Origin of the sequence: Paenibacillus sanfengchensis (assembly GCF_036864765.1) — a bacterium.
GTDB lineage: Bacteria > Bacillota > Bacilli > Paenibacillales > Paenibacillaceae > Fontibacillus > Fontibacillus sanfengchensis.
Genome location: NZ_JBAGJC010000007.1, coordinates 152,692 through 176,570 on the forward strand (window position 1 = coordinate 152,692; position 23,879 = coordinate 176,570).

The window sequence follows — 23,879 nt, forward strand, 5'->3', positions numbered from 1 at the left end:
AGCGGTAGCTTTGGACAATTGAATTATCATGTTATTCCAAATTTTGTAAACAAAGGAGGATGGGATAGATGACTTATAACATCTCGGTCATATATGGAGATGGTATCGGTAAAGAAATCGTTGACCAAACCATCAAAGTGATCAACGAAGTCGGCAAAGTATTTCACCATACTTTTCATTTTCATCTATGCGATGCTGGAACTGAGGCCGTTCGTAAGTACGGTGAGCCCCTTCCTGACAAGAGCTTAAGGCAATGTCAAGAAAGCGACGCAGTATTATTAGGCAGCCTTTGGCTCGACAGTTTTCCAGAATTGCCACAAAAAGAACGTCCCAGCTATGTCCTCTCTTTATTGCGGAAAAATTTGCAGCTTACAACAAACCTGCGACCTGTTTCTGTTTATAAATCTTTGGCGGAATTGAGTCCTTTAAAGAATGGCATCATTGGCGAGGGATTTAATATTCTTATGGTTCGTGATCTTGCCGGAGGCATGATTATGTCTGAAAAATACCAGGGAATTGGAGATCACGGTAAAGAAGCATACGATAAAGAATACTACAATGAAGAAATCATTACAGGGAATGCTCACTTTGCCTTTAAGTTTGCCCGCCAACGCAGAAGGAGGGTTACAAGCTTGGATAAAGCTGTGATCCTGGAAAGTTCGAAATTGTGGCGTGAGGTTGTTCAAGAAATTAGTGCAGATTACGCCGATGTTACCCTTAAGCATCAATTCATCGATGATGCTGCTGCCCAAGTCATTATAAATCCCCATGATTACGATGTAATATTAACGTCCAGTATGTTTGGGGACATCCTTTCGGATGAAATTTCCGCACTCGCAGGGGCGCCGAATTTACTTCCGTCGGCGGAGCTCAATGGCCAGGGCAAAGGATTGTTTACACCGAACCAAGTCCATAACAAAGATCGTGACATAGTCGGTAAGGATATAGCCAATCCGATCGGATCCATTTTGTCAGGTGCCATGATGCTGCGATTTGCTCTTCATTTGGAAGAAGAGAGTCTGGCTATTGAAGAAGCAGTTATGCGGGTGCTAAATGAAAATTATGCGACAAGGGATATTTATTTGCCGGGGAGCAGACTTGTTGGAACCAGCGAAATGGGTACTCTCATATCTGAGAAGGTCAGGGAAATGGGGAAGGAGTTAGTTTGACATGACAATTATCGAATCCATATTGAACGAAAAGTCCGGTACAGCCATGGTTATTGAACCCGACTTTATCGTTCTCAATGATAGTTTATCGTTGGATATTGTAAATGAATTAGAAAATATTAATCATCTTGAGGCACCTGAGCGTGTGATCGTAATGCTCTATTTCGATACGCCTGCAGGGAATTTCATATCGGCTGAAATTCAGAAGAAACTTATTCAATTCGCCCGCAAGCATGAACTGAAATTTGTTCAATCCCAAGGTATCGGGTATCACATTTTGCTAGATCAATATGTAAAACCGGGAGATATCGTTGTTTCACCAGGACAGATGAACGGTATCTTCGGCATGAAAGGGGCTCTTGGGCTCCATGTGGAGGCTACCGAATTGCTCAACGTGTGTGCAACCGGTCGAATGAATTTAGTGGTCTCGAATACTGTGCATATTGAGCTTGCCGGTCAACTTAAACCGGGGGCGTCCATCAAAGATTTTATGCTCTCATTTTTAGCCTCGGACGACCTTAAATACTCTGGCAAAGCTCTTGAATTTTATGGCGAAGGCTTGAAAAATTTATCCTTAAAAGAAACTGCCGATCTATGCCAATTGGCGACCAGAAGCGGGGCGGTTACGGCTTTTGTTAATTCGGATTATCAAGGGTCCGGCCAAGAAAGCTATGATTTTGGAAGTGTGGACCCCATGGCAGCCCTCCCGGGATCGATTAATCAATCGAAACCTATAGCCGAATTGGAAGGCACTCCATTGTCGGCCTGTTTCATTGGCGGCTGTACGGGAGGCAGCATTGAGGATTTGAGAAAAGCCGCAACGATATTAAAAGGCAAAAAGATTCCAATTAATATGCGCTTATCGATCGCACCACAAACCAATGAAGTATATAAACAAGCTATATCCGAAGGCTTGATTCAAACCTTTATCGAAAGCGGTGCTCAAATCTTGAGCACGGGTTGTGCCAGCTGCGTTACCACCTCGAAAGGCGTTATCGGTAAAGGCGAGACTATGCTATCGGCTAGTTGTTGGAATTTTAAGGGTTGCAACGGCTCAAAAGACTCTTTGGTTTACCTAGCTTCTGCGGAGACCGTCGCCAACTCTGCATTAAAGGGCTGCCTTACATTAAACTCAAAGGGATGAGGAGATTAATATGGAAAAAAAATTTAGCGGCAAGGTATGGAAACTGCCTGACGACGTAGATACGGATACCATCATTGCCGGCCGTCATGGTGTCATTCTTGATAAGAAGGAAATGGGCTCGCACTGCTTAGAAACGCTTCGCCCTGAATTTGCTTCCCAGGTACAACCTGGAGACATTATAGTAGCCGGTAAAAACTTTGGTTGCGGTTCATCGCGGGAAATGGCCGCTGAAGCGATTAATGTACACGGGGTGTACTGCATCATCGCCAAATCATTTGCGCGTATATTCTTCAGAAATGCAATCAACAACGGGATGTTGCTGATTGAAAGCGCGGAGATACCTGAAAGCTGCCAAGAGGGAGATATTCTTACTGTTGAGGTGAATAAGTCGGTTACCGTCAACGGCAAAACGTTCAACATTCCTAATCTGCCCGATAATTTATTTGAAATTATTCAAGATGGCGGACTAATCCCCAATATCATTAAACGAATGGAACTAGCAGAAGCGGAAGGGAGATAACAGAAAATGGGATATACGCTGGCTGAAAAGCTGTTAATGAAAAATTCGGGAGAACAAAGTTTGACTCCTGGTGATATTGTGATCGCTCGGCCCGATCGTTATATGATCCATGATATTTATACTTCGTTTCTAAAGCGTGCTCTAAAGGATATGCATGTGACCAAGGCGGTTTACCCAGAGCGTGGAGTGATCATTTTTGACCATCTTATGCCAACAAACCAGGTCGATACAGATCCTATCCATTTTGTGGATGGACTTGATTTAGCGGAGAAATTCCAAATTAAAAATGTCCACAAAGGCGAAGGTATCTGCCATTCATTGATGCATGAATTGGGATACGCTAGACCTGGTGAGCTCGTTGTAGCAACGGATAGCCATACGACCACCTATGGCGGTGCAGGCTGTTTCTGTACTGGTATTGGACATACGGAAATGGCAGCGGTCATAGCTACGGGAGAGATTTGGCTTAAAGTCCCTTCCGCCATCAAGATTGTGCTTGATGGCGACTTTACTGAGGGCGTCGGGGCGAAAGATATCATTTTAAAAATACTTGGCGACATCAAGTCGGACGGAGGCCAGTATAAGTCGCTGGAATTCGGGGGGAATGCAGTTCGCAACATGAGTATACAGTCACGTTTCACCATAGCCAATATGGCTTTAGAAGCCGGCGCAAAGGTTGGATTATTTGAGGCGGATCAAAAAACCGCTGAGTATTATGGCATGAACTACAATGATATTTCCTGGCTAAAATTCGATGAAGATGCCAAGTATGAACAAGTTCTTCATTACGATGTTAGCAAACTAGAACCTCAGCTGTCTTGCCCGCAAGGGGTGGATAATGTCCATCCTATTTCAGAAGTTGAAGGAACAAAGCTAAATCAGGTCTATATCGGATCCTGCACTAACGGCAGTATCGAAGATATGGAAACGGCAGCAAAAATTCTTGAGGGCAAAAAAATAGCGCCTTTCTTAAAAATGATTGTGATACCAGCGACAGTCAACGTCTATAAAGAAGCTCTCGAGCGCGGTTATATTCAAACCTTTATCGATGCTGGGGCCAGTGTCTCGCATCCTTGCTGCGGGTTATGCTGTGGTCAGCCATATGGATTAATGAGTGACGATGAAGTGGTACTTGGCACGAATAACCGAAACTTTATCGGTAGAATGGGGACCAAAAAATCACTGATTTACTTGTCTTCACCGGCAGTAGCTGCAGCTTCCGCACTAACGGGGGTAATCACTAATCCAGCTAAACACTTTGCTATACAATAATAATCAGTCAGGAGATTACTATGGACAAGCAAATTGAGGTTACCTCCATTCCGTCGAAGTCAACTTTAATAACCCGTTTTAAAGGCATAAAAATTTCAGGACTGCCGTTAAAGTACTATATTACTTTTTCAATCATCATTTTAATTGCGGCCTATACTGGGAATTTGAATAAGGATATCATCGGTTCAATTGCGTTTCTCTTGATGGCTGGCGGTTTATTCTCATATGTTGGCGGTATTATTCCCATTTTCGGCAGTTGGATGGGAGGTGCAATCCTCCTGCCGTTATTTGGTGGATCTGCACTTGTGTATTTTGGCCTAATTCCAGACTACGTCCAAACGAATATTTCAGGTTTTATTGGGTCCGGTTTTGTCAATTTATTCTTGGCTGCAATCATTATTGGCTCCATATTAAGTATGGATCGGAGGACATTGGTCACCATTTCATTAAGGCTTTTACCGTGCATTCTTGGCGCACTGGTTTTTGTATTCATCTTCTTGGTGTTAGGATCCTTCCTTACAGGAAAGTCGTTGCTGCAGGGTCTGTTTATGACGGGTTTACCGAATTACAGCGGGGGTTCTTCTGGTGCAATAGCCGTCGTTCCGTCCATTTACAGTCCGATTTTTCATCAGCCTGCGGGAACTTATTCCGGACAGTTTCTTGTTTATATGAATATTTCCAACTTGGTTTGTGTCATTTTTGCCGGTTTGCTGCATAAGTTGGGCAAGCGTTATCCTTCTTTGACAGGCAATGGCGAATTGCTAAAGAATGCGCGTAAGAACCCGGATCAACCAGCCGAAGAAAAAGGACAAGCCACGGGTGATTTAAAAAAAGACATCACTAAGTTAGGTACAGGCTTGTTTGTTTCGGTTGTTTTTATGATTGCCGGCAACATTTTGCAGAGTCTCATCCCGCAGCTTAACTTTATTGCATGGGCAGTACTTTTAGTAATTATCGTGAAAGCCACAGGCTTTTTGGATAATAACCTGTGCCAATCTAGTGATTATTGGCAAGGGTTTATGGTCCGGAACTTTTTGCCGTTTATGATCACGGGAATCGGTATTTCATCGCTCGATTTAACCCAAGTGGCTTCCTATTTTACAATCTCGAATTTTATCATTATCATTTTCGGTGTTATCGGCTCTATGGTGGGTTCATTGATTTTTGGCAAGCTAATGAAGTTCCACTCTATTGATGCGATGATCGCTGTTGGTCTTAATTTGGGGAACCTAGGGGGAACCGGTGCCATCGGGGTATTGTCAACGTCGGAACGAATGGGCATGATGCCATTTGCAACTATTGCCAACCGAATCGGCGGAGCCGTGATGGTTGTTGTTATCAGTTTTTTGCTGCCCTTCTTCTTATAAACGTATGGAGTCGGGATTTACGATTAAGCTCGGTGTCGTCCATAATTACTGAAAGGGGGAAATAACTTTGAAAGAAATAGTAGCCTATGGTGTGAGATCTGATGAAATAGAGTTCTTTAGGAAATATGAGAAAGAACTTAATTTGGATATTAAATATGTAGCCCAAGAGTTAAACCCGGAGACAGCAAGTCAGGCACAAGGAACTCAAGGTGTAACGATACAAGGGAGCAATAAAGCTGACCGGGAAACTTTACTGGCGTTAAGCAAGGCTGGTGTTAAGTATCTTGCGTTAAGGAGCGCCGGGTATAATTATGTAGATTCCGATGCAGCTCAAGAGTATGGCATACATTTTTCCAATGTGACCTACTCACCCAATAGTGTTGCTGATTTTACTACAATGTTAATTTTAATGTGCGTGAGAAAAGCCAAACAAATCCTGGCTCGGAATGCCATACAGGATTACACTTTGGCAGGCATTCAAGGCCGGGAAATTAGAAATTTAACTGTGGGTATTATCGGTACTGGCCAAATAGGGGCTACTGTTGCCAGAAATCTTTCTGGATTTGGCTGTAAAATCATTGGTTACGATATTTACGAAAATGATCATTTAAAGAATGTAATAGAATATGTTTCGTTAGAAGAAATAATATCTAACAGCGATGTAATTACCCTGCACGCACCGTTATTTGATAGCAATTATCATATGATCAATCAGGAAAGCATCAATAAAATGAAGGATGGGGTCTGCCTAGTGAATTGCGGGCGTGGAGGGTTGATTGATACCGAGGCGCTGATTCAGGGGATTGAGACGGGGAAAATAAGCTCAGCAGCACTGGATGTCATTGAAGATGAACTGGGTATTTTTCATGGAGATCATCGTCTAAACGTTTTAAGCAACCGCCAGTTAGCCATCTTAAGGGCATTCCCGAATGTAATTATAACGCCGCACACGGCATTTTATACTGATCAAGCGGTAAGTGATATGGTAGAAATTGCACTAAAATCGCTCTTATCTTTTATAAATAATGGGGCCAGTCAGTGGGAAATCCAACCTCCGATTGCAAAGTAACCTTGAGTGACTTCGGTTTGATGAGCAAAATATTGAAACAAGGACGGAGGGAAGACTTCCGCAAGGGAATGTTGAACTACACTTGAAATAAAAGTACACGATTTTAGGGCGAGCAAGCGATTAATGATATGCTCCCCATACAGTAGACAGGTGAAATAATAAAACCTGTTACTGTATGGGGAGTTTTTTCATGCCTACATACAAGCTCAGTGCTATTGAGGAGTTAGCCATCCGACGCATAGCGCGGACGTTATGGTCTATTTTTATGAGGCAGGTAAGGTAAGGAAAAATCGATGTTGTACGGTGAACTAAAATAGTTTGCATTCAATGCCTTGTTAATCAAGGCTTTTTTTGTTATGCAAGAACGGGTTCACATATATTGTAATTATACATCAGCCCAAGCCCGGATCTTGTCCGTAAATGCAGACTCGGCTCCTGGACATATCGGATCGCGGTTTCGAATGCAACCGGATAATTTGAAGTGGAGAACGTTAGCGTTCGTCCTCTAGACGACATCCAAGGCAGGCTGCCCAATCGGCAGCCTTTTTTGTATTCCGCTGAAACATGGCCGGTAATAGAAATATCACTTGTAACGAAGTCTATTGACATTATGACTTTTTGGTCATATTATATGACTATTAAGTCATAATGAATGCGGAGGAATTACATTGCCTAAAAGAACCTTTAACCGACTGGACGACGACAAAAAAGAAAGAGTCATGCGAGCGGCCATTGAAGAATTTCAGGCCCATGGCTTCGAACAGGCAAAAATAGAAGCGATCGCCCAAAATGCGGGAGTTGCCAAGGGCAGCATCTATCAATACTTTGACGATAAAAAGGATTTGTTTTTATATTCTGTCACATGGGGGCTGAATTATTTTATGAAGGCGATCGACAGACAAACCCCATTGAAGGATATGGATGTTTATGATTACTTTCTATCTGGAAACCGCGAACGGTTTGAGCTGTTGATGAAAGAGCCTCTGCTTGTTGCGTTTTCCATGGATATCGTCTCGGGCAAATACGGCAGCCTGACGAAGGAAGCCAATAGCGAATTAAACAGGATCGGTGAGGAATATGAGCTAAAGCTGATTGCCAACGGCAAGAAAAGAGGAACGATCCGCAACGACCTGGACGACAGCATTCTTTTGCTGTTTTTTCAGGGGGTAACGGAAAAATTTACTGCTACCATTATTGCAAAGGCCAAGGAGTTTGAGGGCGAGCTTACGGAAGAACAATTTAACGAGATGGAGAGCCTTTTGAAAAGCATGGTCACCTTATTAAAACAAGGGATGGAGAGATAACTATGTTTATTGCGGTAAAGAATTTGAAAAAGAGCTACCCTACGGGCAAAAGCAAAACCGAGATATTGAAAGGGGTAAGTCTTGGGCTTGAAAAAGGGCAGACAGGCGTCATACTCGGCCCGTCCGGCTCGGGAAAATCAACGCTGATGAACATTATTGGCGGCGTGGACCTTGCGGACAGCGGCAGTATCCGTGTCGACGGACTGGAGCTTGCTGCGCTTAACGACGATCAGCTGACGGATTACCGCAGGGATTCGGTCGGCTTTATATTTCAGTTTTACAATCTCGTACCGAATCTTACCGTCATGGAAAATATCGAAGTGGTAGCCAATATTTCAAAAGCTCCGCTGGATATGGATACGGTGCTGAAAGCGGTTGGCCTGGAAACGAAAAAAAGGAATTTCCCAAGGGAGCTATCCGGAGGCGAGCAGCAGCGTGTCGCGATAGCCCGCGCCATTGTCAAGAACCCGAAGCTGCTTTTGTGCGACGAACCGACCGGTGCGCTGGATTATGAGACGTCCCGCAGTGTGCTTTCTCTTTTGCAGAAAATAAACCGCGATTTGGGAACGACCATCCTGATGATCACCCACAACACAGCTATCGGCGATATGGCGAATGTGGTCTACAAGGTGCGCAGCGGAGAGATTGTGGAAACGATCCGGCATGAAGAAACAACCGCAGCAGAAAGGATTGAGTGGTGATGACACTGCTAAAAAAAGTAACAAGGACCATGCTGGAACATAAATCCAGGTACATCGGGTCTATGCTTTTACTGATGATCAGCAGTATGATGTTTGTCATGTTAAATATGACATCAGCCAATTTGATTTATACGTTCAAGACGTTTTCCGAACGGAACGTTTTGTCCGACGCGGAGTTTTCCACCGATACCGCCATTGACGCGGCCGCTCTCAGCCGGCAATTTGCCGCGAAGCTTGAAATTGGCGGCACGGCGGACAGCGAAGTGAAGCCCGGTCAAACGCTGCGGGTGTTTCCGATGATGAACACCGTCAATATTCCCGCCGTCCAAGAGGGGAACGTACCGGGCCGTTCGGAAATCATGCTCGACCGTCTGTTTGCCGAAACAAACGGTTACCAAATCGGCGACACCATCCATGTCGCAAACAAAAATTATACCGTTTCGGGCTATACGCTGCTGCCTCATTTTATTTATGTTATCCCGTCGAAAGATACGATGATGAACGACCCTAAAACCTTCGGCGTCGGTGTTGTCGGCAAAGCGGATTTTGATTCCATGCAGGATCGGAATAAGGTTTACGCCATCCGTTTCGACGAGAGGGGAAATATTAAATCCCAGGAAGCGGCACTAAAAAACGCGCTGCGTTCGCAGGGCATCCACATAACGAACTGGCAAAGCACAGAAAAGAAAGTCAATGTATCCTACGTTCCTATGAAGGCAAGCATACAATCCACGATGAGTGCAGTTGTGCCGCTTGCCATGCTTGCGCTCACCTGTGTTTTGCTCGGAATGCTGATGTGGCGGATGATCAGGAGCGAATCCGTCATTATCGGGACATTGTACGCGCAAGGCTATAGAAAACGGGAATTACGCCGCCATTATTTGATGTTCCCGCTAATGGTGTCGGTTATCGGCTCAGTGGTCGGCTCCATATTGGGGTTATTGTTGGTGGCCCCCGTATTCAACTTTATGCTGACGGCCTTCCCTATGCCGGTTTATGAAACGATATCCAATCCTTGGCTGATGATTGTCGCCATACTGCTTCCGGTTATTATTCTTTGCAGCGTCACATGGGGCGTTATCGGCAAAGTTTTAAAAACGCCTCCGGCCATCCTTATGAAAGGCGGAGAAACCAAAAGAAAAACGAATTTCATAGAACGGAACCTGCGGCTTGACCGTGTGAAATTCAATACAAAGTTCCAGATCAGGGAGCAGGTTCGCAGCTTATCGAGAAGCTTATTGCTGTTGTTTGGGGTCGTTGTCGCCACAATGCTTATATTATACGGTTTTGCGATGAAAAGCTCGGTTGACTATATGCTCAATAAAGGCGTGAAGGAGATGTACAACCTTAAATATGAGTATGTTTTCAAATCGGAGAAAACCGGAACTGCGCCCGCAGGAGGCGAACCGTTCGGCGCGGCGTATGTGAGCCTTGTAAATAATGATGAAATCAGCTTTTATATGACCGGCGTTCTGCCAGACACCGGGAAGATCATACTGAAAGATGGCTCCGGGCAAGTACTTAAACCGGATTCCAACATTATCACGGCGCCGCTGGCGAAAAAGCTTAGTGTGAGTACAGGCGACAGCGTGACCGTGTTCGATGTGGAAAACGGGAAGGAGCATACGTTTATCATTGAAAAAGTGGCGGATACGTACGCCGGCGAATTTTTGTTTATGCCGCTCGACCGATTCAATAAAGAATTTGGCTTGCCTGTGGATGCTTACATCGGTATTTGGAGCGACATGCCGATGAACTTTTCTCAGGGCGAGCTCCAGAATACCAAATCCATCGATGCCATAATCGCAGGCTTCGGCAGCTTGATCAATCAGATGGCGCCAATGATTTACGGCTTAATCTTTGCTGCATTTATCGTCGGTCTGATTATCATCTATATTGTAACCGGTATGATGGTTGACGAAAGCCGGGCCAGCATATCGCTAATGAAGGTGTTCGGATACAAAAAGAAGGAAATCAATACATTGATATTGGGCAGCAATACACTCATTGTTGCGGCAGGCTTTCTGTTCGGTATTCCCGCTTTGCTGGGAAGCATAGGCGCGCTGTATCAATCGCTCACAGAGTCATTGCAGCTCGTAATGCCGGTCAAACTTAATTTCTTCTATATGGTGCTCGGTTTTGTTATTGTAATGATTACGTTTGAGTTTGCAAAGCGGATGTGCAGAAAAAAAGTAGCCCGTATCCCGATGAGCGAAGCGTTGAAGGCGGGAGCGGAGTAAGATAAAGGCTTCCCCGACGCTTGAATCACATATAGACTCTCAGAGTTAAAGGGGAGTACGGAGCTGAAATAAGGCTCAAAGCGTGGAAATCAGACAGGTAAATCTGGATGTTAAACCCGCTTTCAATAATGGGTAAGGCAAACAAGCAGACAGCGTTCATTTTTCAAAAAAGGCAAGTAGTTAGGGAGCGTTCCCTAGTAGTTGTGGCTGTAGTAAATCAAGCTCTTTTTGCTGGTGAGCATACCAAGCGTCGATGTATTGGCACATCATAATACCGTAAATGCAGATGTACCACATTTTTGTAGAGCAGTGACGGCCTGCTTCGAGCTTGTAGTCGATCTTTTCCCGTTTATTGGAACGTTCCACGGTAGTACGACGTTTATACGTCAGCTTCCAAGCTTTCGAATCGAGCGGTGTCTTTGGAAACAAACGCGGATTGTCCTTGTTCTGCGTGTGGAAGGAACGTCCATACTTGGCTGTGGAGCAAGGCGTATTACAAGAGCACTCGGTACGCGTCGTCATCATCGGACAGAGCCATTTGAAACGCTTCTGGCGTTGAGATCAATGAACGGCTCGATGTGCTGATGCGCAAGCAGATCATAGATCGCGCCGGCATCATGGGCGGCATCGAGCAGCATCTTGTCGACCATACCCAAAGTGAATCGTTGCGAAAACTCTACCGTACTGCCAACAAAGCTCACGGCATCGAGACGCGAGGCAGGCTGGAGCCTGGAATACAGCGGCAGATCATGGTGGCTGTTAGCGGCAGTCAGCATGTACAAGTGGTATCCGTTGAAGTAGGTTTCTCGGATCATTTCGCTATACCGCGGGCATGACAATCACACAGCGGTATTCTTATTCACAAAACTCGTATTTTGTACATATGTATGTGAATTAAATAGTTCCCTTGTTCTATATATGTTTAGTGTGTATGTGATTTCTGTTCGTCAGACCGAGGGTTTGCCTCCGGCTTCCTTCAGATTCCGCCTCGCGGCGGACACCCTTGCCCTTGGCTAACAGTTCCTACTGCCAAGCCTGTAGCGGACTTTCACCGCCAAGTTATCGCCCATGCCGGGCGCACGTCAAAAAACAAACCATCATTGTATTTCTTGAATGATGGTTTGTTTACTTTAAAATGAAAATCTGTCTACATAGTTATCAACGTAGTAGTAATTTATTTTCTTGTGTCGGGTTGTCTCAGTCCAAAAGCGTGTTTATGCGAATACGGTCAATCTTTGCATCTTTGATATGGAACGTCATTACATCCACATAGTTGGCCGGCGTATACCGGTATTCATCCTCCGCGCTGGTCGCTCCATTGCCCATTGGATTCCCTTCGGGATATGCTTTTTTAAGCTGCTCAAAACTGTCGCCGACTTTAATATTTCGGACTGTGGAATATTCAGGGGCTGTAATTTCAATCGAGGTTATATAGAAATCAGTACCTTCTCCTGTATTAAAGGTTTCGATTTCAAGCCCTGGAAAGGTGTATACATTTTGTGTACGGCCAAGCAGTTGATCCATATTGGTCTTATCGTCTGCCGTATAGGTGTGGGATTTTTTCTCATCCGCTTTTCCCAACATGCTTTCAAGCTTTGCATCGTCAACGATATCGGAAAGGGCAATGGTATTGTCCTTGTAGACGAAAGCCAGCTCTTTTAAAATTACATTCCCGTCCTTGGGAATCGTTCCTTCCTTGATTATGCCGGAATCGGCGCTGCCGCCTGCCGGGTTACTGCCTGACGAAGGTACGGGAGCCTCCGGCGTACTCTCCCTGGTTCCCTGACATCCCGCCATAAAAGTCCCAAGAAGGACAATGGACATCATTAGGGCTGCTGGTTTGCTTAATGCTTTCATACGGGTCCCCTCCCAAACTGATTTCTTAATCTTATGAAGTCATCATATGAAAACAAATTATTAGTCTAATCACAATCTTGTATCATTCTTGTAACTTCATGCTAAAGGAAGAAAGATGGACACGGTGGTCCCGACGCCCACTTCGCTTTCAATCTCCAATTTACCGTCAAATTTCTCAACGATTTCTTTGCACATGGAGAGTCCCAATCCTGAACCTTTGGCCACGTGAGCATTTTCCGCCCGATAAAATCTTTCCTGCACCCGGGCAATTTCATCTTCACGGATCCCGACGCCCTCGTCCCTTATTTGGATGACCGCCGTCTCCTGCCTGATAAACGTCTCGATTCTAACCTGTGTGCCGCCTTGGGAATACTTTAAGGCGTTATCTACAATATTAGCGGCAGCATGCGACATCAGGATTGGATTGACGCAGGCGTAGACCGGTTTCCCCGGCTTGAAGTCAAGTAGAATGTCTTGGTCTTCCGCTTTTGATCTCATTTCTGCGGCCACACGTTCGGTTAACACGGTTAAATCCGTCTTTTCCTTACCCATTTCATCCGAACCTGCCTTGTCAAACCGGGATAACAGCAGCAACTCATTGATAAGCAGGGTCAGCCTGTCCGATTCATTTACAAGATGAGCATAGATCTTTTGTAATTCCTTGTCCTCATTCTCTTCCTCATATAAATATTGGGAAAATCCTCGGATGGCCGCAAGCGGTGTTTTCAGTTCATGAGAAACATTCGAAACAAACTGCTTCTGGTGCTGGATATACTCATTTAATTGAATGCCCATCCGGTTTAGTCCAGCGGCAAGCATCCCGAGCTCATCTTTTCTGTTCAAATTTACCTGCTGAAACTGCTGTTTGGAGAATTTCTCCGTGGCCCCAAGCAGATATTTGATCGGTTTTGTTGTATTACGGGCTATAAATAAGCTTGCTAATGTAATCAGAATTAGAAATCCTGCTGCCCCGGCAAGCAAGATATACCGGATTTGATCCATCATCACGTAGAAATACGAAAGGTCCTCCACAAATTCGAATACAAAGCTGTTTTGATAATATTTATCTTGAATAGGCACTGTAAAGTAGAGCAATTTAGCATCGGTGATGGTGTACGCATAATTCCCTTTGATGGCATTTTGAATGTTTCCCTGAAAAATTAGAGGAGTTCCATCATTGATGACAATGCCATCGACGGCCCATCCCAATAGCTTCTCACTGCTGTCGTAGATCCGCACTTCCTGGCCTGCAGATTTCAGCCTTTCCAAAGCGATTCTCGCCACCTCTTCAGCCGGTTCCTCGGCCGCCGTTCTATCCTGCATGGCAAGGGTTTCTCTAAAGGAGAGCTCATACAAGTCGGCCTGCTTCATCATTTTCTTCTCTATAGTCACAAAACTAAAGTAGTCGATAGCTTTGTTCACGGAAATAATAATAATGGCAAAGGATAATACGGAGAAAAACAAATAATTCAACAGCAGCCGGGTTGCATATTTCAGTTGGGGCCACCTCCAAGCTGGTAGCCGAAGCCGTAGACGGTTTTCACATATTTGGGGTTTTCCGTGTCGTCCTCCAGCTTCTTTCTTAACCGCATGATGGTCATATCCACGCTGCGGCTGTCCCCCAAATAATCAAAGCCCCAAACGAGCTCCAGAAGTTCATCCCGTGTAAAGACTTTTCCCGGCCTTTTAAGCAGCGTTTCCAGAATTTTAAATTCTTTAGCGGTCAGGGAAACCGGCGCCCCGTTCTTCAGCACCACTTTTCTGTCCAGATCAAATGCCAATTCCCCATAATACATCGGTTGGTCTTCCCCTAATGCATTCGGATCGCTGTTTTCATATCTCCTGAGGACCACTTTAATTCTTGCAATAAGCTCCCGGTTATCAAAAGGTTTGGTCAGATAATCTTCCGCCCCGAGCTCTAGTCCTAACACTTTATCTATAATCTCATTCTTCGCCGATAACATAATGACAGGAATAGCTTGTTTATTGGTGATTTCTTTACATAAGTCATACCCCGAGTAGTCCGGCAGCATTAAATCCAGTAAAACCAGGTTCGGTTTGAAGGAGTCCAGCTCCTTGAGCCCCGTACCTCCATCTTCCGCTGTCCGCACCATAAAATTTTCCCTTTTGAGCACAAGCTCAATTAAATCTCTGAGGGCTGCTTCATCATCAATGACAAGAATCTTTTTCACGCGATCCCTCCTCTTCTTACAAAGTTATTGTTATCGTATATAGTATCAAATACATGGTTAAACACCAGTTTCAGTCTCAAGCTTAACCTTATTTTTTATCTCGATACCTATACCTACTTTCAGGTGGTGATCGATCTATGAATGTTACGAACCACAAAGTCCAGGCGATGAGGCCCTTTCTCAAATGCGTATAAAGAAAGTTTATTGTTTAGTTTCGAGTCTAATATTACAATAAAGAGCCATGCAAATACGCACGGCTCTTTATTGTCTTGCTGTTTTGTTTTCCATTTGGCGCTAATCAAAAGACTTAATAAAATTTTTTTGATCCTTCGTAAATTGGTAGCCTCTTTTGTGGTAGAGTCTATGTGCTTGCTCGCGACTCGGATGGGACAACACTTTATGCCGGAATAACCCTCTTCCCGCGCCCAGTGCTCTAAATAATCCATTAGCTTGCTACCGATACCTTGATTTCTGTAGCGTTCTTTTACTACAAAGCCTAAAACATTGATCAAAGGATCGGCAAAAAGCAACTCATGGCGACTTCCATGGATATATCCAACAATCTCGTTATTGAGTTCGAATACAAAAATCTTATCTGTTGTCTCTCTTGTAATAATTCCAATTTTTTCCTTGACCTTTTCTTCGGTAAAACTTGAAAGATTGGGGTTAAATTCTCGATTCAACAAGTAAATGTCTTGATAGTCGGTTATATGGATTTCTCTTACTAGGTATTCCATAATCTACTCCCTACTCTTATTTTCTCTTTAATTCAAGGATTCGGCCAACTTAAATTGGTGGTAAAAAATTTATCATTTCTGCCCGACAATAAGTCCTGGGGACATTAAGATTGCATCTGTTTACAAACAGTATTCCTATCATAGAGAGGAGACCTGAGATGATTCGCTGTACGCCTTGATTTTATACATCAAAAGGAATTAATTCTGTTAGGTCACAGCCACTCACCTTAATTAGAGCGTCTCAACCAATTTCTGAATCTTTGAGTGGGAAATTTTATTTCCTCATGCAACAATTTGACCAGCTTCTCTGGAAAAAAACCATTAAACCAACTGAGATAGTAGTGAGTTTTCAAACTTAATTACCTCCATATGTACTATTAAGCAATAAACGCTAGACCCCCAAAATAAGTTTTAGACTGATCGTGAAAATATTAACAGCGACATCCAGGGCGTGAAAATAAAGTCCTAGACTGTCACTGTTTCATTGAACTTCGTCTCCCGTTAGCGCAATGATAAGGTTACGAATTTCACCTCAGGATAGCGGTTATCCGGACCTTTCAATAAGACTCCACCTTGATTTTTCAGATACATATCGAAAAAATCCAATATATAGGCATTGATAACGGAGTTCGCTCTTTCGGGAGCAATCTTTCCTGTAATGCCCAGCTTGTTGAAAATCGGAGAAATGAGCTGTACGTCGGCAAAATTCATATGCTCCGTATTTTCGATATAGAGCACTCGTCCCCCTTCACCGACCGTTTCGCGCATCCGTTCAAGCTCCAACTTTTTATCTTCCGTTACTTGATCCATCCGCTCTCTTGTTTCGCCCATACGGTTAAGCTCTGCATCTGTGTAGACCCGGTTATCCATCGCCATTTTTAATTGTTCGAAATAGCTTTCCGAGTTGATAAACAAAAACGGCTTTCGCAGACTCTCTCTGTCACGCAGTCGATAAAGCCCTCCATCAAGGTCTATTCCAGCCGCGATTCGCGGATCGTAAGAAGCGTCATAGGCCGTCGCTCCGCCGATGGAATGACCGAACACCCCGACATGACCGAGATCAATCCTCCCTTTTAGAAGACTTGGAATCTGCCCCGATTGGATGAGTTCAAATTGGTCCAGCGCAAACGCCACATCGTCGGTTAGAACTTTACCCAGCTTGTCGCGAGCTGCCCTACTCGTCCGGTAATCATCGTTGGGCGAGAACAAGTCGTTGGTTGTGCTGGTCGTGATTCGCCCGTCCGGAAACACGGTTGCAAATGTATTGTAGGTGTGGTCGATCACGGCCACGATATATCCGTGACTCGCGAGATTTTCGGCTTGTGACGTGTGAAGGAACCTGGAGGAGCCGTTGCCGGGATTCGCAAGGATCAGCGGGTATGAAGTCTGTGCCGAAGAGACTTCGGCCCCCGAATATGCATGACTGGATACGTACTTCAGGTGTTGAAAAGTAAACCCGGGAAGGCCATAGTCCGCGGCCATATAATCTAATATCTGGGGATCGGGAACAAAGGGAGTGTGCTTACCGGTGCCAGCTTGAGCCGGATACCATACCTGAACCATTAATTCTCTCTTACCATCTCTGGCTTCGTCGAAAATCTCTTCCCTATTTGTATCCACGAGATGAAAAGTTTGCGTTCCTACCTTAAATTCGCCTGTCGGTTCAGGTAGTTTAAATACAGGAAAAGTATACATGAGACCAGCTGTAACGATCAGCATGACCGCTATAGCGGTATAAGTTGAACCCAACATGAATCGTGGGATTTTTTTGGGACCGGTTTTTTTAAAAAAGCTATAACACGAAATGGCTAAAAAAATGATCGTTATGCAATATGGGAAAAGTAGCTGAACTCTGTATCCTTCTACCATCCAATGAATGACCAGTAAAAGTGTGGCGATCCCGCTTGCAACGAATACTGGAATTCTACGCCGTTCTTTTTTTAATAGGACTGTTAATGCAAACAAACCGATGTTTGACAAATAAAGCAACAGTTCAAACAGCCTCATCTCGACTCTCCTTTATAAAAATTTTCGCTTGTTCCAATATTATCCTACCATGCTGGCCTAAGCTATCGACTTTCCTTACATCTACCTTTCAATTTTGTAAGACGCTTACTTAGCACGTAACCATGTAGTGTAACCATTCCTGAGACTGATCGCAGCCCCTTCTATTGTCCCCCCGTAAAATCGCCCGATCTGGATCTCGGCATGTCCCACTGAACCACGATTAGATTTATGCCTAATCGGTAATCGATACCTAGTCAATTCTTCTGCACAAAGAACCGTCAATCACTTCCAGATCGACGGTTACAAAAATTCAATTCCTTTACATATGTCTCAATTGCTTTGTAAAAAATGGTCAAAGCCCATTTGCTATATTTGCAACTTGTTCAATCCCTTTAAAAGAATGGTTGTTTTTTGAATATCTCCGCCACGATCAATATACGCAGACCATTTGGGGAAAACTTCTTTGAAGAATACATTTCCTATATCGGTTAAATCAGAGCTCCGCAGTTCCAAATCGTCCTTGAGCGAACCATCCTCATGGAAAGGTTCTATAACAATTAGCTTGTGCTCTACTAAAAAATTCATTAGTACCGTTGTCATTGAAGTAACTTGCTGCCGATAAGACAAGCTTTTGCTTCTTATAGTGGACCCGCGGTACCTGTATATATTGCTGTAAAGTTCCGTTAACACATGTAAATGACCAATGAAACCTCAATGACTTCTTCAAACATCACTTCCATGAGCTTCCGATAATTCCGAGTGACATAGGGCAATCAGACAATTTTTTTAACCTGAGTGTCCCCCATATGTTATGATAAACATTGATATAAAGAAATCAAAAGGGTGAGTTTATGCTTAATTACACAGGGTTCGACAAGATATATCGTGATGTAATAATGGATATTATTGAAAACGGCACTGATCAAGATCCTGCTTTGGTTCGCGCAAAATACGCAGATGGCAGTCCTGCACCAACTAAGTTTATCCAAGGAATCAATTTTAAAATCCAACCTGAAGACGGATTACCAATTTTGCGCTCAAAACGAGTCTTTCAAAAAACGCCTTTGATTGAACTAGAATGGATTTGGCAAGAGCTATCAAATGATGTGACTTGGCTTCAAGACCATAAATGTAAGGTCTGGAATGAATGGGCAAACACAGAAAATACGATTGGTAAGGCTTATGGATATCAACTTGCCAAGAAATGTCGTAAAGTTTCCTGGCAAGTAGAAAAGTTAAATCAAGTTGAGTATGTACTGTATCAGCTTGAAAAAAATCCTAGTTCACGTAGGATCATGACCAGTCTTTGGGATGTTGATGACTTGGACGAAATGACCTTGGAACCTTGTGTTTGGGCTACAAATTGGAAAGTAAATAATAATGTGCTTGATTTACACGTTAAACAAAGATCTGCCGATATGGCCTTAGGTCACCCATTTAATGTCTACCAATATGCAGTATTACATAGATTAATGGCTGATCAATGCGAATATGATTTAGGCACATTGTATTGGTGTATCGATGATGCCCATGTATATAACCGACACATCGATATTTTAAAAGAACAACTGTCTCAACCAATTCCTGATTGTACTCCCACGCTAATTCTTCCAGAAAAATTCGATGAAGATGGTCAAAAACGTTCCTTCTTTGATCGCAGATTGTCTGAGGCCAAGTTGGTTGATTACGAACACAACGGTATTTTCAAGTACGAAATAGCTGAATAGTTAACAATATCTTCCTGTCAATACTTGCCTACCGCCCATGATAAGCATGATAATTCCAATTACTGCTAGAATAAACCGAGCCAAGAATGGACTCAATGAAAACATAGTTTCACCTTTTTTTATTGCAAGAAGTATTTCTGAAATTTTTAATTTATAATATTTATATTGTTCATTATTTCTAACAATTCATCGAGTTCCTTTTCTCCGAAAGGTAGTTCTAAAGAAGTCACCTGCATAAGACTAAAGTAATCTGGCTTTTTTACTTCCTTGGAAAAAGCACAGATACCAATTCTGTCCATTAATACATGATAATTTGTAGTTTTTATATCCCTATCAAATGCCTGCAATGAAATGAAATATTTAATATCCCCTTTAGTCGCTTCAATATATTTCCAGTTGGTCAAATCATAGCTTTTTTCCAGTTGCCGATGATTTGTATAATCAGGTCGTCCATTGCCCCCACGGTTCGTAGCTGTAAATCCTCTTTCAGATAGATAGCGTATGATTTTCTTTCTCTCATCTTCACGAAGCGAATTATATTTCTTCTTTGTTTCTAAAAATACATTATTTACCTTTTCGTCAACATTCATTAGTTTTATTCTCCTTTAAATATATTATAGAGTAATTCCGTTATCTCTTTGAAATTTGACCGTTTTCTTTTAGAACTCCGCCCTACTCGTCTCCTAATATTTCACCGTTGTCACGGAATCCGGAGCCTTCCTGTAAACATTAAGCTTCTTTCCGTTTGTAGACGCGCACCGCAAATAGATATGCGACGATCAGTATCCCTAAGCACCACGCAAGAGCGACCCAAATATCATTGCCTACTGGTTTATCGGACAGAAGCGCACGAATGGATTCCACGATCGAGGTTACCGGCTGATTTTCGGCAAAGGCCCGAACGATCCGGGGCATCGACTCGGTGGGCACAAACGCCGAACTGATAAACGGCAGGAAGATTAACGGATAGGAAAACGCGCTTGCGCCTTCCACCGATTTGGCGGACATTCCGGCAATCGTCGCGACCCAAGTCAAGGCAAGCGTGAACAGCATGAGAATACCGGCTACGGCAAGCCATGGCAGTAACCCCGCCGACGAGCGGAAGCCCATAAGCAAAGCAACCAGAATGATGACGACAACCGAAATCGCATTGGATACCAGCGAGGTCAGCACATGCCCCCACAGTACGGCGGAACGCGCTATCGGCATAGAGTGGAACCGCTCGATGATGCCCCGTTGTTTATCCAAAAACAAGCGGTAAGCCGTATAGGATATACCGCTTGCAATAGCCATCAGCAGGATACCGGCAACGCGGATTTTTGAGGTGACGCAGCTTGGCAAGCATGATCAGATTTTCCCGTCCGGTCAACATTTCATCCACAGCGGCGAATTGTCCGGTCAGACTAATCGCCTGCCGCACATGGTCGGGCTGCGTTGGAACATCGAATCCATTAATGGTCGCCGTTCCGCCGTCTTGCTTGAGCAGCGTGGCGAGGATTCTGACAGTCGTTGTCTTGCCCGCGCCGTTGGAGCCAAGCAGGGCGAAAATCTCACCTCGCTTCACTTCAAAATCGACGCCCTTTAGGACTTCTGTGTCCTTGAAAGACTTTAGCAGACCTTTCACTTTAATTGCTTTTTCCATCCCGATCCCCCCCAACAGATTCTTGATAAATGTCAGTGTAAGTTTTTGAATCTTTGATTAGATCGTCACAGAAAGCCGCTACGTCCCTGCCCGTCACTTCAAGCACGCCTTTCCCCGAGGCCGCGCCCTCTTCAAAAAGATCGACAATCCCCGAGAGCAATCCCGTCCCGTCGGTTAGCTCAACTGGGCCGATCTTAAAGAGATATTTTTGGATCTCTTTATAAACAATCTGGTAGTCCTGCGGGAGCGCTTTAACACGCGCCACGTGGGCTCGCCACTCTTTTTTGCCTTCGATGATATCTCGTATTCTCATCATATCCACCTCCTATTTGCCTAATTTTTTTGCAATATTTTGGTTGAGTTGCTCGCGCCACTTGTCGCGAAAAGTCTTTGCCCCTTCTTCGCCGGCCAGCGCTGAACAGAAGCCTTTGATATCGTCACCCAAAACCTCTCGGACACTCTGACCGTCCGCCGCCGATTCTTCGAGCAGGCCAAGCACACCGTCAAGAATTGGCATGAGGTTGCGACCGGTGAAATCGGAGTGTGGCCAAAGATAGGCATTAATTTTTTCCCATGCCGCTTGATAATCAACCGGCAGCTTTTTGGCTCGCAATTCAAAAGTTTTGAATTCTTTATTCATGTCACTGCCAGTGATTTTCTCCCAAAAATTCATTGTTTTTTCTCCTTTAACTCGTTAAGTTTTGATGATACGAACTCCCATTTTTCCCAGAACCTCCGCAGCTCCTCGCCCCCCGCTTCATTGAGCGCGAAGAACTTTCGCGGCGGCCCCATGTCGGAGGGTTTTTTGGTAACCTCTACCAGCTTGTTTTTTTCAAGCCGGATCAGGATGGTGTACACCGTTCCCTCCACAACATCCGTGAAGCCGAGGGCGTTCAGTTGCCGCGTGATTTCGTAACCGTAGGTTTCATTGCGGCTTATAATTTCAAGGACGCAGCCCTCAAGCACCCCTTTGAGCATTTCCGTTAGGTTTTCCAATACAATCACCCTTTGCTATTCTGTATGACTGGTATGAAGTATTACTTACTACTGCTATAAAGTAACACGTAGTAGCTGGTTTGTCAATAGGGTTTGCTCTGCCACAGAATCAGGTTATTTAAGAAAATAAAACCCACCGAAGGCGGTCAGCCTTGAACGGTGGGTTTCGTCTTTATTATCCGATTTGCGTTCATGCTTAAGGAGCGGAACGTTTTCCAAGGAATGAACGGAAGCGTGATGACAGCCGAAATATAAAGCCTATACATACCTGCTATTGCGGTTGGCGTATCCGAAGATTTGATGATGATCAAAGAAACGGAAACCATCACGCTGCAGGAAATTGCCGATGCCACGCATCTGAGCATCTCCGAATGTGCGCGAAGTTTTAAAAAGACAGATACCATGGAAATTCAGAAGCGGCATGGGGAAATAATGTACGTTACAACGTGCTGGAGGCTTGCTTTAAAAGACTTGACAACAGGGCGAGATCCGGAGTGTCGCCTTCCCGCAATTTGATCCACTTTCGTTCAGCAGGCCCTTCGAATTCTTTTGGAAAATCGATACTGTCTGCGTTCATGATCATGAACGCAATGGCATCCTTTGAAGGTGAGATCACCGCTGCATAATGTCCATTTTTCAAAAAGTGAGGTTTCTTGTACTGAATCCGTTCTTCTACTTCCGAAATTGTCTCATGAACCATCTCTCGCAGAGTTGAACTAATCTCCCCTTGCCATTTCGGCAGATTTTCGATGTAGGCTTTAACTTCCTGATTCATTCTGATTTCCCCTCCCATTTGATAGTGCTTAGCTCATGCTCTGAGTATACCACGATAAGAATATTTCAAGGGTTATTTTGAATTTAAGGTATTCCTTATTGATCAATAGTTTCTATAACGACAGCCTTTCCAAAATCTTCACTTAATAGAATCTCAATTAATTTGTGCGCAGTGTATTCAGGCGTTTGTAATTTCCCTTCCTCAGAAAGTTGAATGAATTCATTAACATATGGGAAAAGGTCCTTACTTATTATTTTTGCAGTTCCTATCCGTTCAATTGGGCTCACAGGAGTCAACATGGCGGCATTATTGATAAGATAAATCGATTCATCGTTGGAATAAAGCTCAATATGATTGAAGATGTCTTCGAAAAGTTGATCAATATCACCAATATTTGTTAAATCATAATTAAAATAATCAATTCTGCAGCCCTTTTCCTTGGCTTGATCGATAATCCGTTGGTTAGTAGTTCTAGAGATGCATATAAGGTGGTGGTTCTTATCGATTAATTGATTAGCCAAACGTTCACCGATTCCTCTTGATGTACCTGTAATAATAATATGTTTCAAACGTATCGCTCCTCATAAGCTACTATGTATTTTCTCGCATAATAATTCTATTAATAGTCTCTTCCCAAATCATCTGATATTCCATATCCATCTTCATCATTTTACATCTAGATAAATTATCAATAAGCAGGGTAAGAATTTTAGAGCTAACTTCGATTTTTGATGGTTCGACAAGACCCAATTCAGAACCCTTTGACAATAAATTAAAAAAACCGTTTACAAAATCTTGTTGAACTTTCAATAAGGGAGCTCTAAATTGCTCATCGCGCTCGGCCAGCATCGAAAACTCACTAAGTACTCTTAATGTTGATCGGTACTCTTCGTCATCGCTTGGCAGCATTTTTAAACCGCCTCTAATTATCGTCTCTACAAAATTGTCTTTATTAACGGATCCAGTATCAAAGTAAGCAGCAAAATAATGATCTCTGAAAATATACTCAAATGTTCGGCTAATCAACTCTTCTTTCGAGTCAAAGTGGTAGTATATGGAGGATTTAGTAATTCCCACTCTTTTGGAAATCATGCCCAAACTCGTTCTCTCTATCCCATACTCTGCAAAAAGTTCATATGCTGCTTGGATGATATGACTAG

Annotated in this window: 24 protein-coding genes and 2 pseudogenes; 10 read left to right on the forward strand and 16 right to left on the reverse strand. The window is 43.7% G+C overall.

All coding sequences use genetic code 11. The features are described from left to right. Positions 1 to 68: 68 nt before the first annotated feature. From leuB to V4U84_RS16565, 9 genes are all read left to right on the forward strand, one after another. Positions 69 to 1,169 (forward strand): 3-isopropylmalate dehydrogenase, encoded by a 1,101-nt coding sequence (gene leuB, locus V4U84_RS16525; RefSeq protein WP_334074492.1) that lies wholly within the window; start codon positions 69 to 71, stop codon positions 1,167 to 1,169. A gap of 1 nt (position 1,170) precedes the next feature. After that, positions 1,171 to 2,313 (forward strand): aconitase family protein, encoded by a 1,143-nt coding sequence (locus tag V4U84_RS16530; protein ID WP_334074493.1) that lies wholly within the window; start codon positions 1,171 to 1,173, stop codon positions 2,311 to 2,313. A gap of 10 nt (positions 2,314 to 2,323) precedes the next feature. Further along, the gene (locus V4U84_RS16535; RefSeq protein WP_334074494.1) at positions 2,324 to 2,833 is read left to right on the forward strand and encodes a LeuD/DmdB family oxidoreductase small subunit; all 510 of its coding nucleotides are present in this window, start codon (positions 2,324 to 2,326) and stop codon (positions 2,831 to 2,833) included. A gap of 6 nt (positions 2,834 to 2,839) precedes the next feature. Then, on the forward strand, positions 2,840 to 4,105 hold the full coding sequence (locus V4U84_RS16540) for an aconitase/3-isopropylmalate dehydratase large subunit family protein (protein WP_334074495.1): 1,266 nt from the start codon (positions 2,840 to 2,842) through the stop codon (positions 4,103 to 4,105). Between the two features lie 20 nt (positions 4,106 to 4,125). Next, a complete protein-coding gene (locus V4U84_RS16545) occupies positions 4,126 to 5,472 on the forward strand; it encodes a 2-hydroxycarboxylate transporter family protein (protein WP_334074496.1) in 1,347 nt (448 codons plus the stop codon). A gap of 67 nt (positions 5,473 to 5,539) precedes the next feature. Next, a complete protein-coding gene (locus V4U84_RS16550) occupies positions 5,540 to 6,541 on the forward strand; it encodes a D-isomer specific 2-hydroxyacid dehydrogenase family protein (RefSeq protein ID WP_334074497.1) in 1,002 nt (333 codons plus the stop codon). Between the two features lie 668 nt (positions 6,542 to 7,209). Continuing rightward, positions 7,210 to 7,845, forward strand: a complete 636-nt coding sequence (locus V4U84_RS16555; RefSeq protein ID WP_334074498.1) for a TetR/AcrR family transcriptional regulator — start codon at positions 7,210 to 7,212, stop codon at positions 7,843 to 7,845. A 2-nt stretch (positions 7,846 to 7,847) separates the two neighbouring features. Next, positions 7,848 to 8,546, forward strand: coding sequence for an ABC transporter ATP-binding protein (locus tag V4U84_RS16560; RefSeq protein ID WP_213505821.1), 699 nt, complete (start codon positions 7,848 to 7,850; stop codon positions 8,544 to 8,546). Next, on the forward strand, positions 8,546 to 10,786 hold the full coding sequence (locus tag V4U84_RS16565) for an ABC transporter permease (RefSeq protein WP_334074499.1): 2,241 nt from the start codon (positions 8,546 to 8,548) through the stop codon (positions 10,784 to 10,786). Before V4U84_RS16560 ends, V4U84_RS16565 begins: the two co-directional genes overlap by 1 nt. A 521-nt stretch (positions 10,787 to 11,307) precedes the next feature. Here the strand turns inward: V4U84_RS16565 and V4U84_RS16570 are convergent. The 7 genes from V4U84_RS16570 to V4U84_RS16600 all read right to left on the reverse strand — a co-directional run bounded on the left by V4U84_RS16570 (position 11,308) and on the right by V4U84_RS16600 (position 18,206). Continuing rightward, positions 11,308 to 11,562: a hypothetical protein gene (locus tag V4U84_RS16570; RefSeq protein ID WP_334077566.1), complete on the reverse strand. Its 255-nt coding sequence runs from the start codon at positions 11,560 to 11,562 to the stop codon at positions 11,308 to 11,310. 421 nt (positions 11,563 to 11,983) lie between these two features. Beyond that, positions 11,984 to 12,643 carry a hypothetical protein gene (locus tag V4U84_RS16575; RefSeq protein ID WP_334077567.1) on the reverse strand — a complete coding sequence of 220 codons (660 nt, stop codon included), beginning with the start codon at positions 12,641 to 12,643 and terminating at the stop codon, positions 11,984 to 11,986. A gap of 96 nt (positions 12,644 to 12,739) precedes the next feature. Beyond that, the gene (locus V4U84_RS16580; protein WP_334077568.1) at positions 12,740 to 14,116 is read right to left on the reverse strand and encodes a sensor histidine kinase; all 1,377 of its coding nucleotides are present in this window, start codon (positions 14,114 to 14,116) and stop codon (positions 12,740 to 12,742) included. Positions 14,117 to 14,136: 20 nt separating this feature from the next. Next, positions 14,137 to 14,835 carry a response regulator transcription factor gene (locus V4U84_RS16585; RefSeq protein WP_334077569.1) on the reverse strand — a complete coding sequence of 233 codons (699 nt, stop codon included), beginning with the start codon at positions 14,833 to 14,835 and terminating at the stop codon, positions 14,137 to 14,139. Positions 14,836 to 14,954: 119 nt separating this feature from the next. After that, positions 14,955 to 15,572: a GNAT family N-acetyltransferase gene (locus tag V4U84_RS16590; RefSeq protein ID WP_334077570.1), complete on the reverse strand. Its 618-nt coding sequence runs from the start codon at positions 15,570 to 15,572 to the stop codon at positions 14,955 to 14,957. Between the two features lie 501 nt (positions 15,573 to 16,073). Further along, positions 16,074 to 17,579 carry an alpha/beta hydrolase family protein gene (locus V4U84_RS16595; protein WP_334077571.1) on the reverse strand — a complete coding sequence of 502 codons (1,506 nt, stop codon included), beginning with the start codon at positions 17,577 to 17,579 and terminating at the stop codon, positions 16,074 to 16,076. 366 nt (positions 17,580 to 17,945) lie between these two features. Continuing rightward, a complete protein-coding gene (locus tag V4U84_RS16600) occupies positions 17,946 to 18,206 on the reverse strand; it encodes a hypothetical protein (RefSeq protein WP_334077572.1) in 261 nt (86 codons plus the stop codon). 224 nt (positions 18,207 to 18,430) lie between these two features. Here V4U84_RS16600 and thyA point away from each other — a divergent pair, with 224 nt between their 5' ends. Next, a complete protein-coding gene (thyA, locus tag V4U84_RS16605) occupies positions 18,431 to 19,306 on the forward strand; it encodes a thymidylate synthase (RefSeq protein WP_334074517.1) in 876 nt (291 codons plus the stop codon). Between the two features lie 146 nt (positions 19,307 to 19,452). Here thyA and V4U84_RS16610 read toward each other — a convergent pair whose 3' ends face one another. The 9 genes and pseudogenes from V4U84_RS16610 to V4U84_RS16650 all read right to left on the reverse strand — a co-directional run bounded on the left by V4U84_RS16610 (position 19,453) and on the right by V4U84_RS16650 (position 23,811). After that, a complete protein-coding gene (locus tag V4U84_RS16610; RefSeq protein ID WP_334074518.1) occupies positions 19,453 to 19,896 on the reverse strand; it encodes a hypothetical protein in 444 nt (147 codons plus the stop codon). 139 nt (positions 19,897 to 20,035) lie between these two features. Beyond that, a pseudogene (locus V4U84_RS16615) lies at positions 20,036 to 20,611 on the reverse strand (ABC transporter permease); the annotation flags it as partial. After that, a pseudogene (locus V4U84_RS16620) lies at positions 20,580 to 20,948 on the reverse strand (ATP-binding cassette domain-containing protein); the annotation flags it as partial. The pseudogenes V4U84_RS16615 and V4U84_RS16620, both read right to left, overlap by 32 nt. Beyond that, on the reverse strand, positions 20,932 to 21,261 hold the full coding sequence (locus V4U84_RS16625; protein WP_334074666.1) for a DUF1048 domain-containing protein: 330 nt from the start codon (positions 21,259 to 21,261) through the stop codon (positions 20,932 to 20,934). The gene V4U84_RS16625 and the pseudogene V4U84_RS16620, both read right to left, overlap by 17 nt. Positions 21,262 to 21,273: 12 nt before the next feature. After that, positions 21,274 to 21,621 (reverse strand): DUF1048 domain-containing protein, encoded by a 348-nt coding sequence (locus V4U84_RS16630; protein WP_334074519.1) that lies wholly within the window; start codon positions 21,619 to 21,621, stop codon positions 21,274 to 21,276. Beyond that, positions 21,618 to 21,926, reverse strand: a complete 309-nt coding sequence (locus V4U84_RS16635) for a PadR family transcriptional regulator (RefSeq protein WP_334074667.1) — start codon at positions 21,924 to 21,926, stop codon at positions 21,618 to 21,620. Before V4U84_RS16635 ends, V4U84_RS16630 begins: the two co-directional genes overlap by 4 nt. Before the next feature lie 457 nt (positions 21,927 to 22,383). Continuing rightward, complete coding sequence (locus V4U84_RS16640) at positions 22,384 to 22,719, reverse strand: DUF1801 domain-containing protein (RefSeq protein ID WP_334074520.1); 336 nt, start codon at positions 22,717 to 22,719, stop codon at positions 22,384 to 22,386. A 95-nt stretch (positions 22,720 to 22,814) separates the two neighbouring features. Next, positions 22,815 to 23,288, reverse strand: a complete 474-nt coding sequence (locus V4U84_RS16645; RefSeq protein ID WP_334074521.1) for an SDR family NAD(P)-dependent oxidoreductase — start codon at positions 23,286 to 23,288, stop codon at positions 22,815 to 22,817. 22 nt (positions 23,289 to 23,310) lie between these two features. Next, on the reverse strand, positions 23,311 to 23,811 hold the full coding sequence (locus V4U84_RS16650) for a TetR/AcrR family transcriptional regulator (RefSeq protein ID WP_334074522.1): 501 nt from the start codon (positions 23,809 to 23,811) through the stop codon (positions 23,311 to 23,313). Positions 23,812 to 23,879 lie beyond the last annotated feature (68 nt).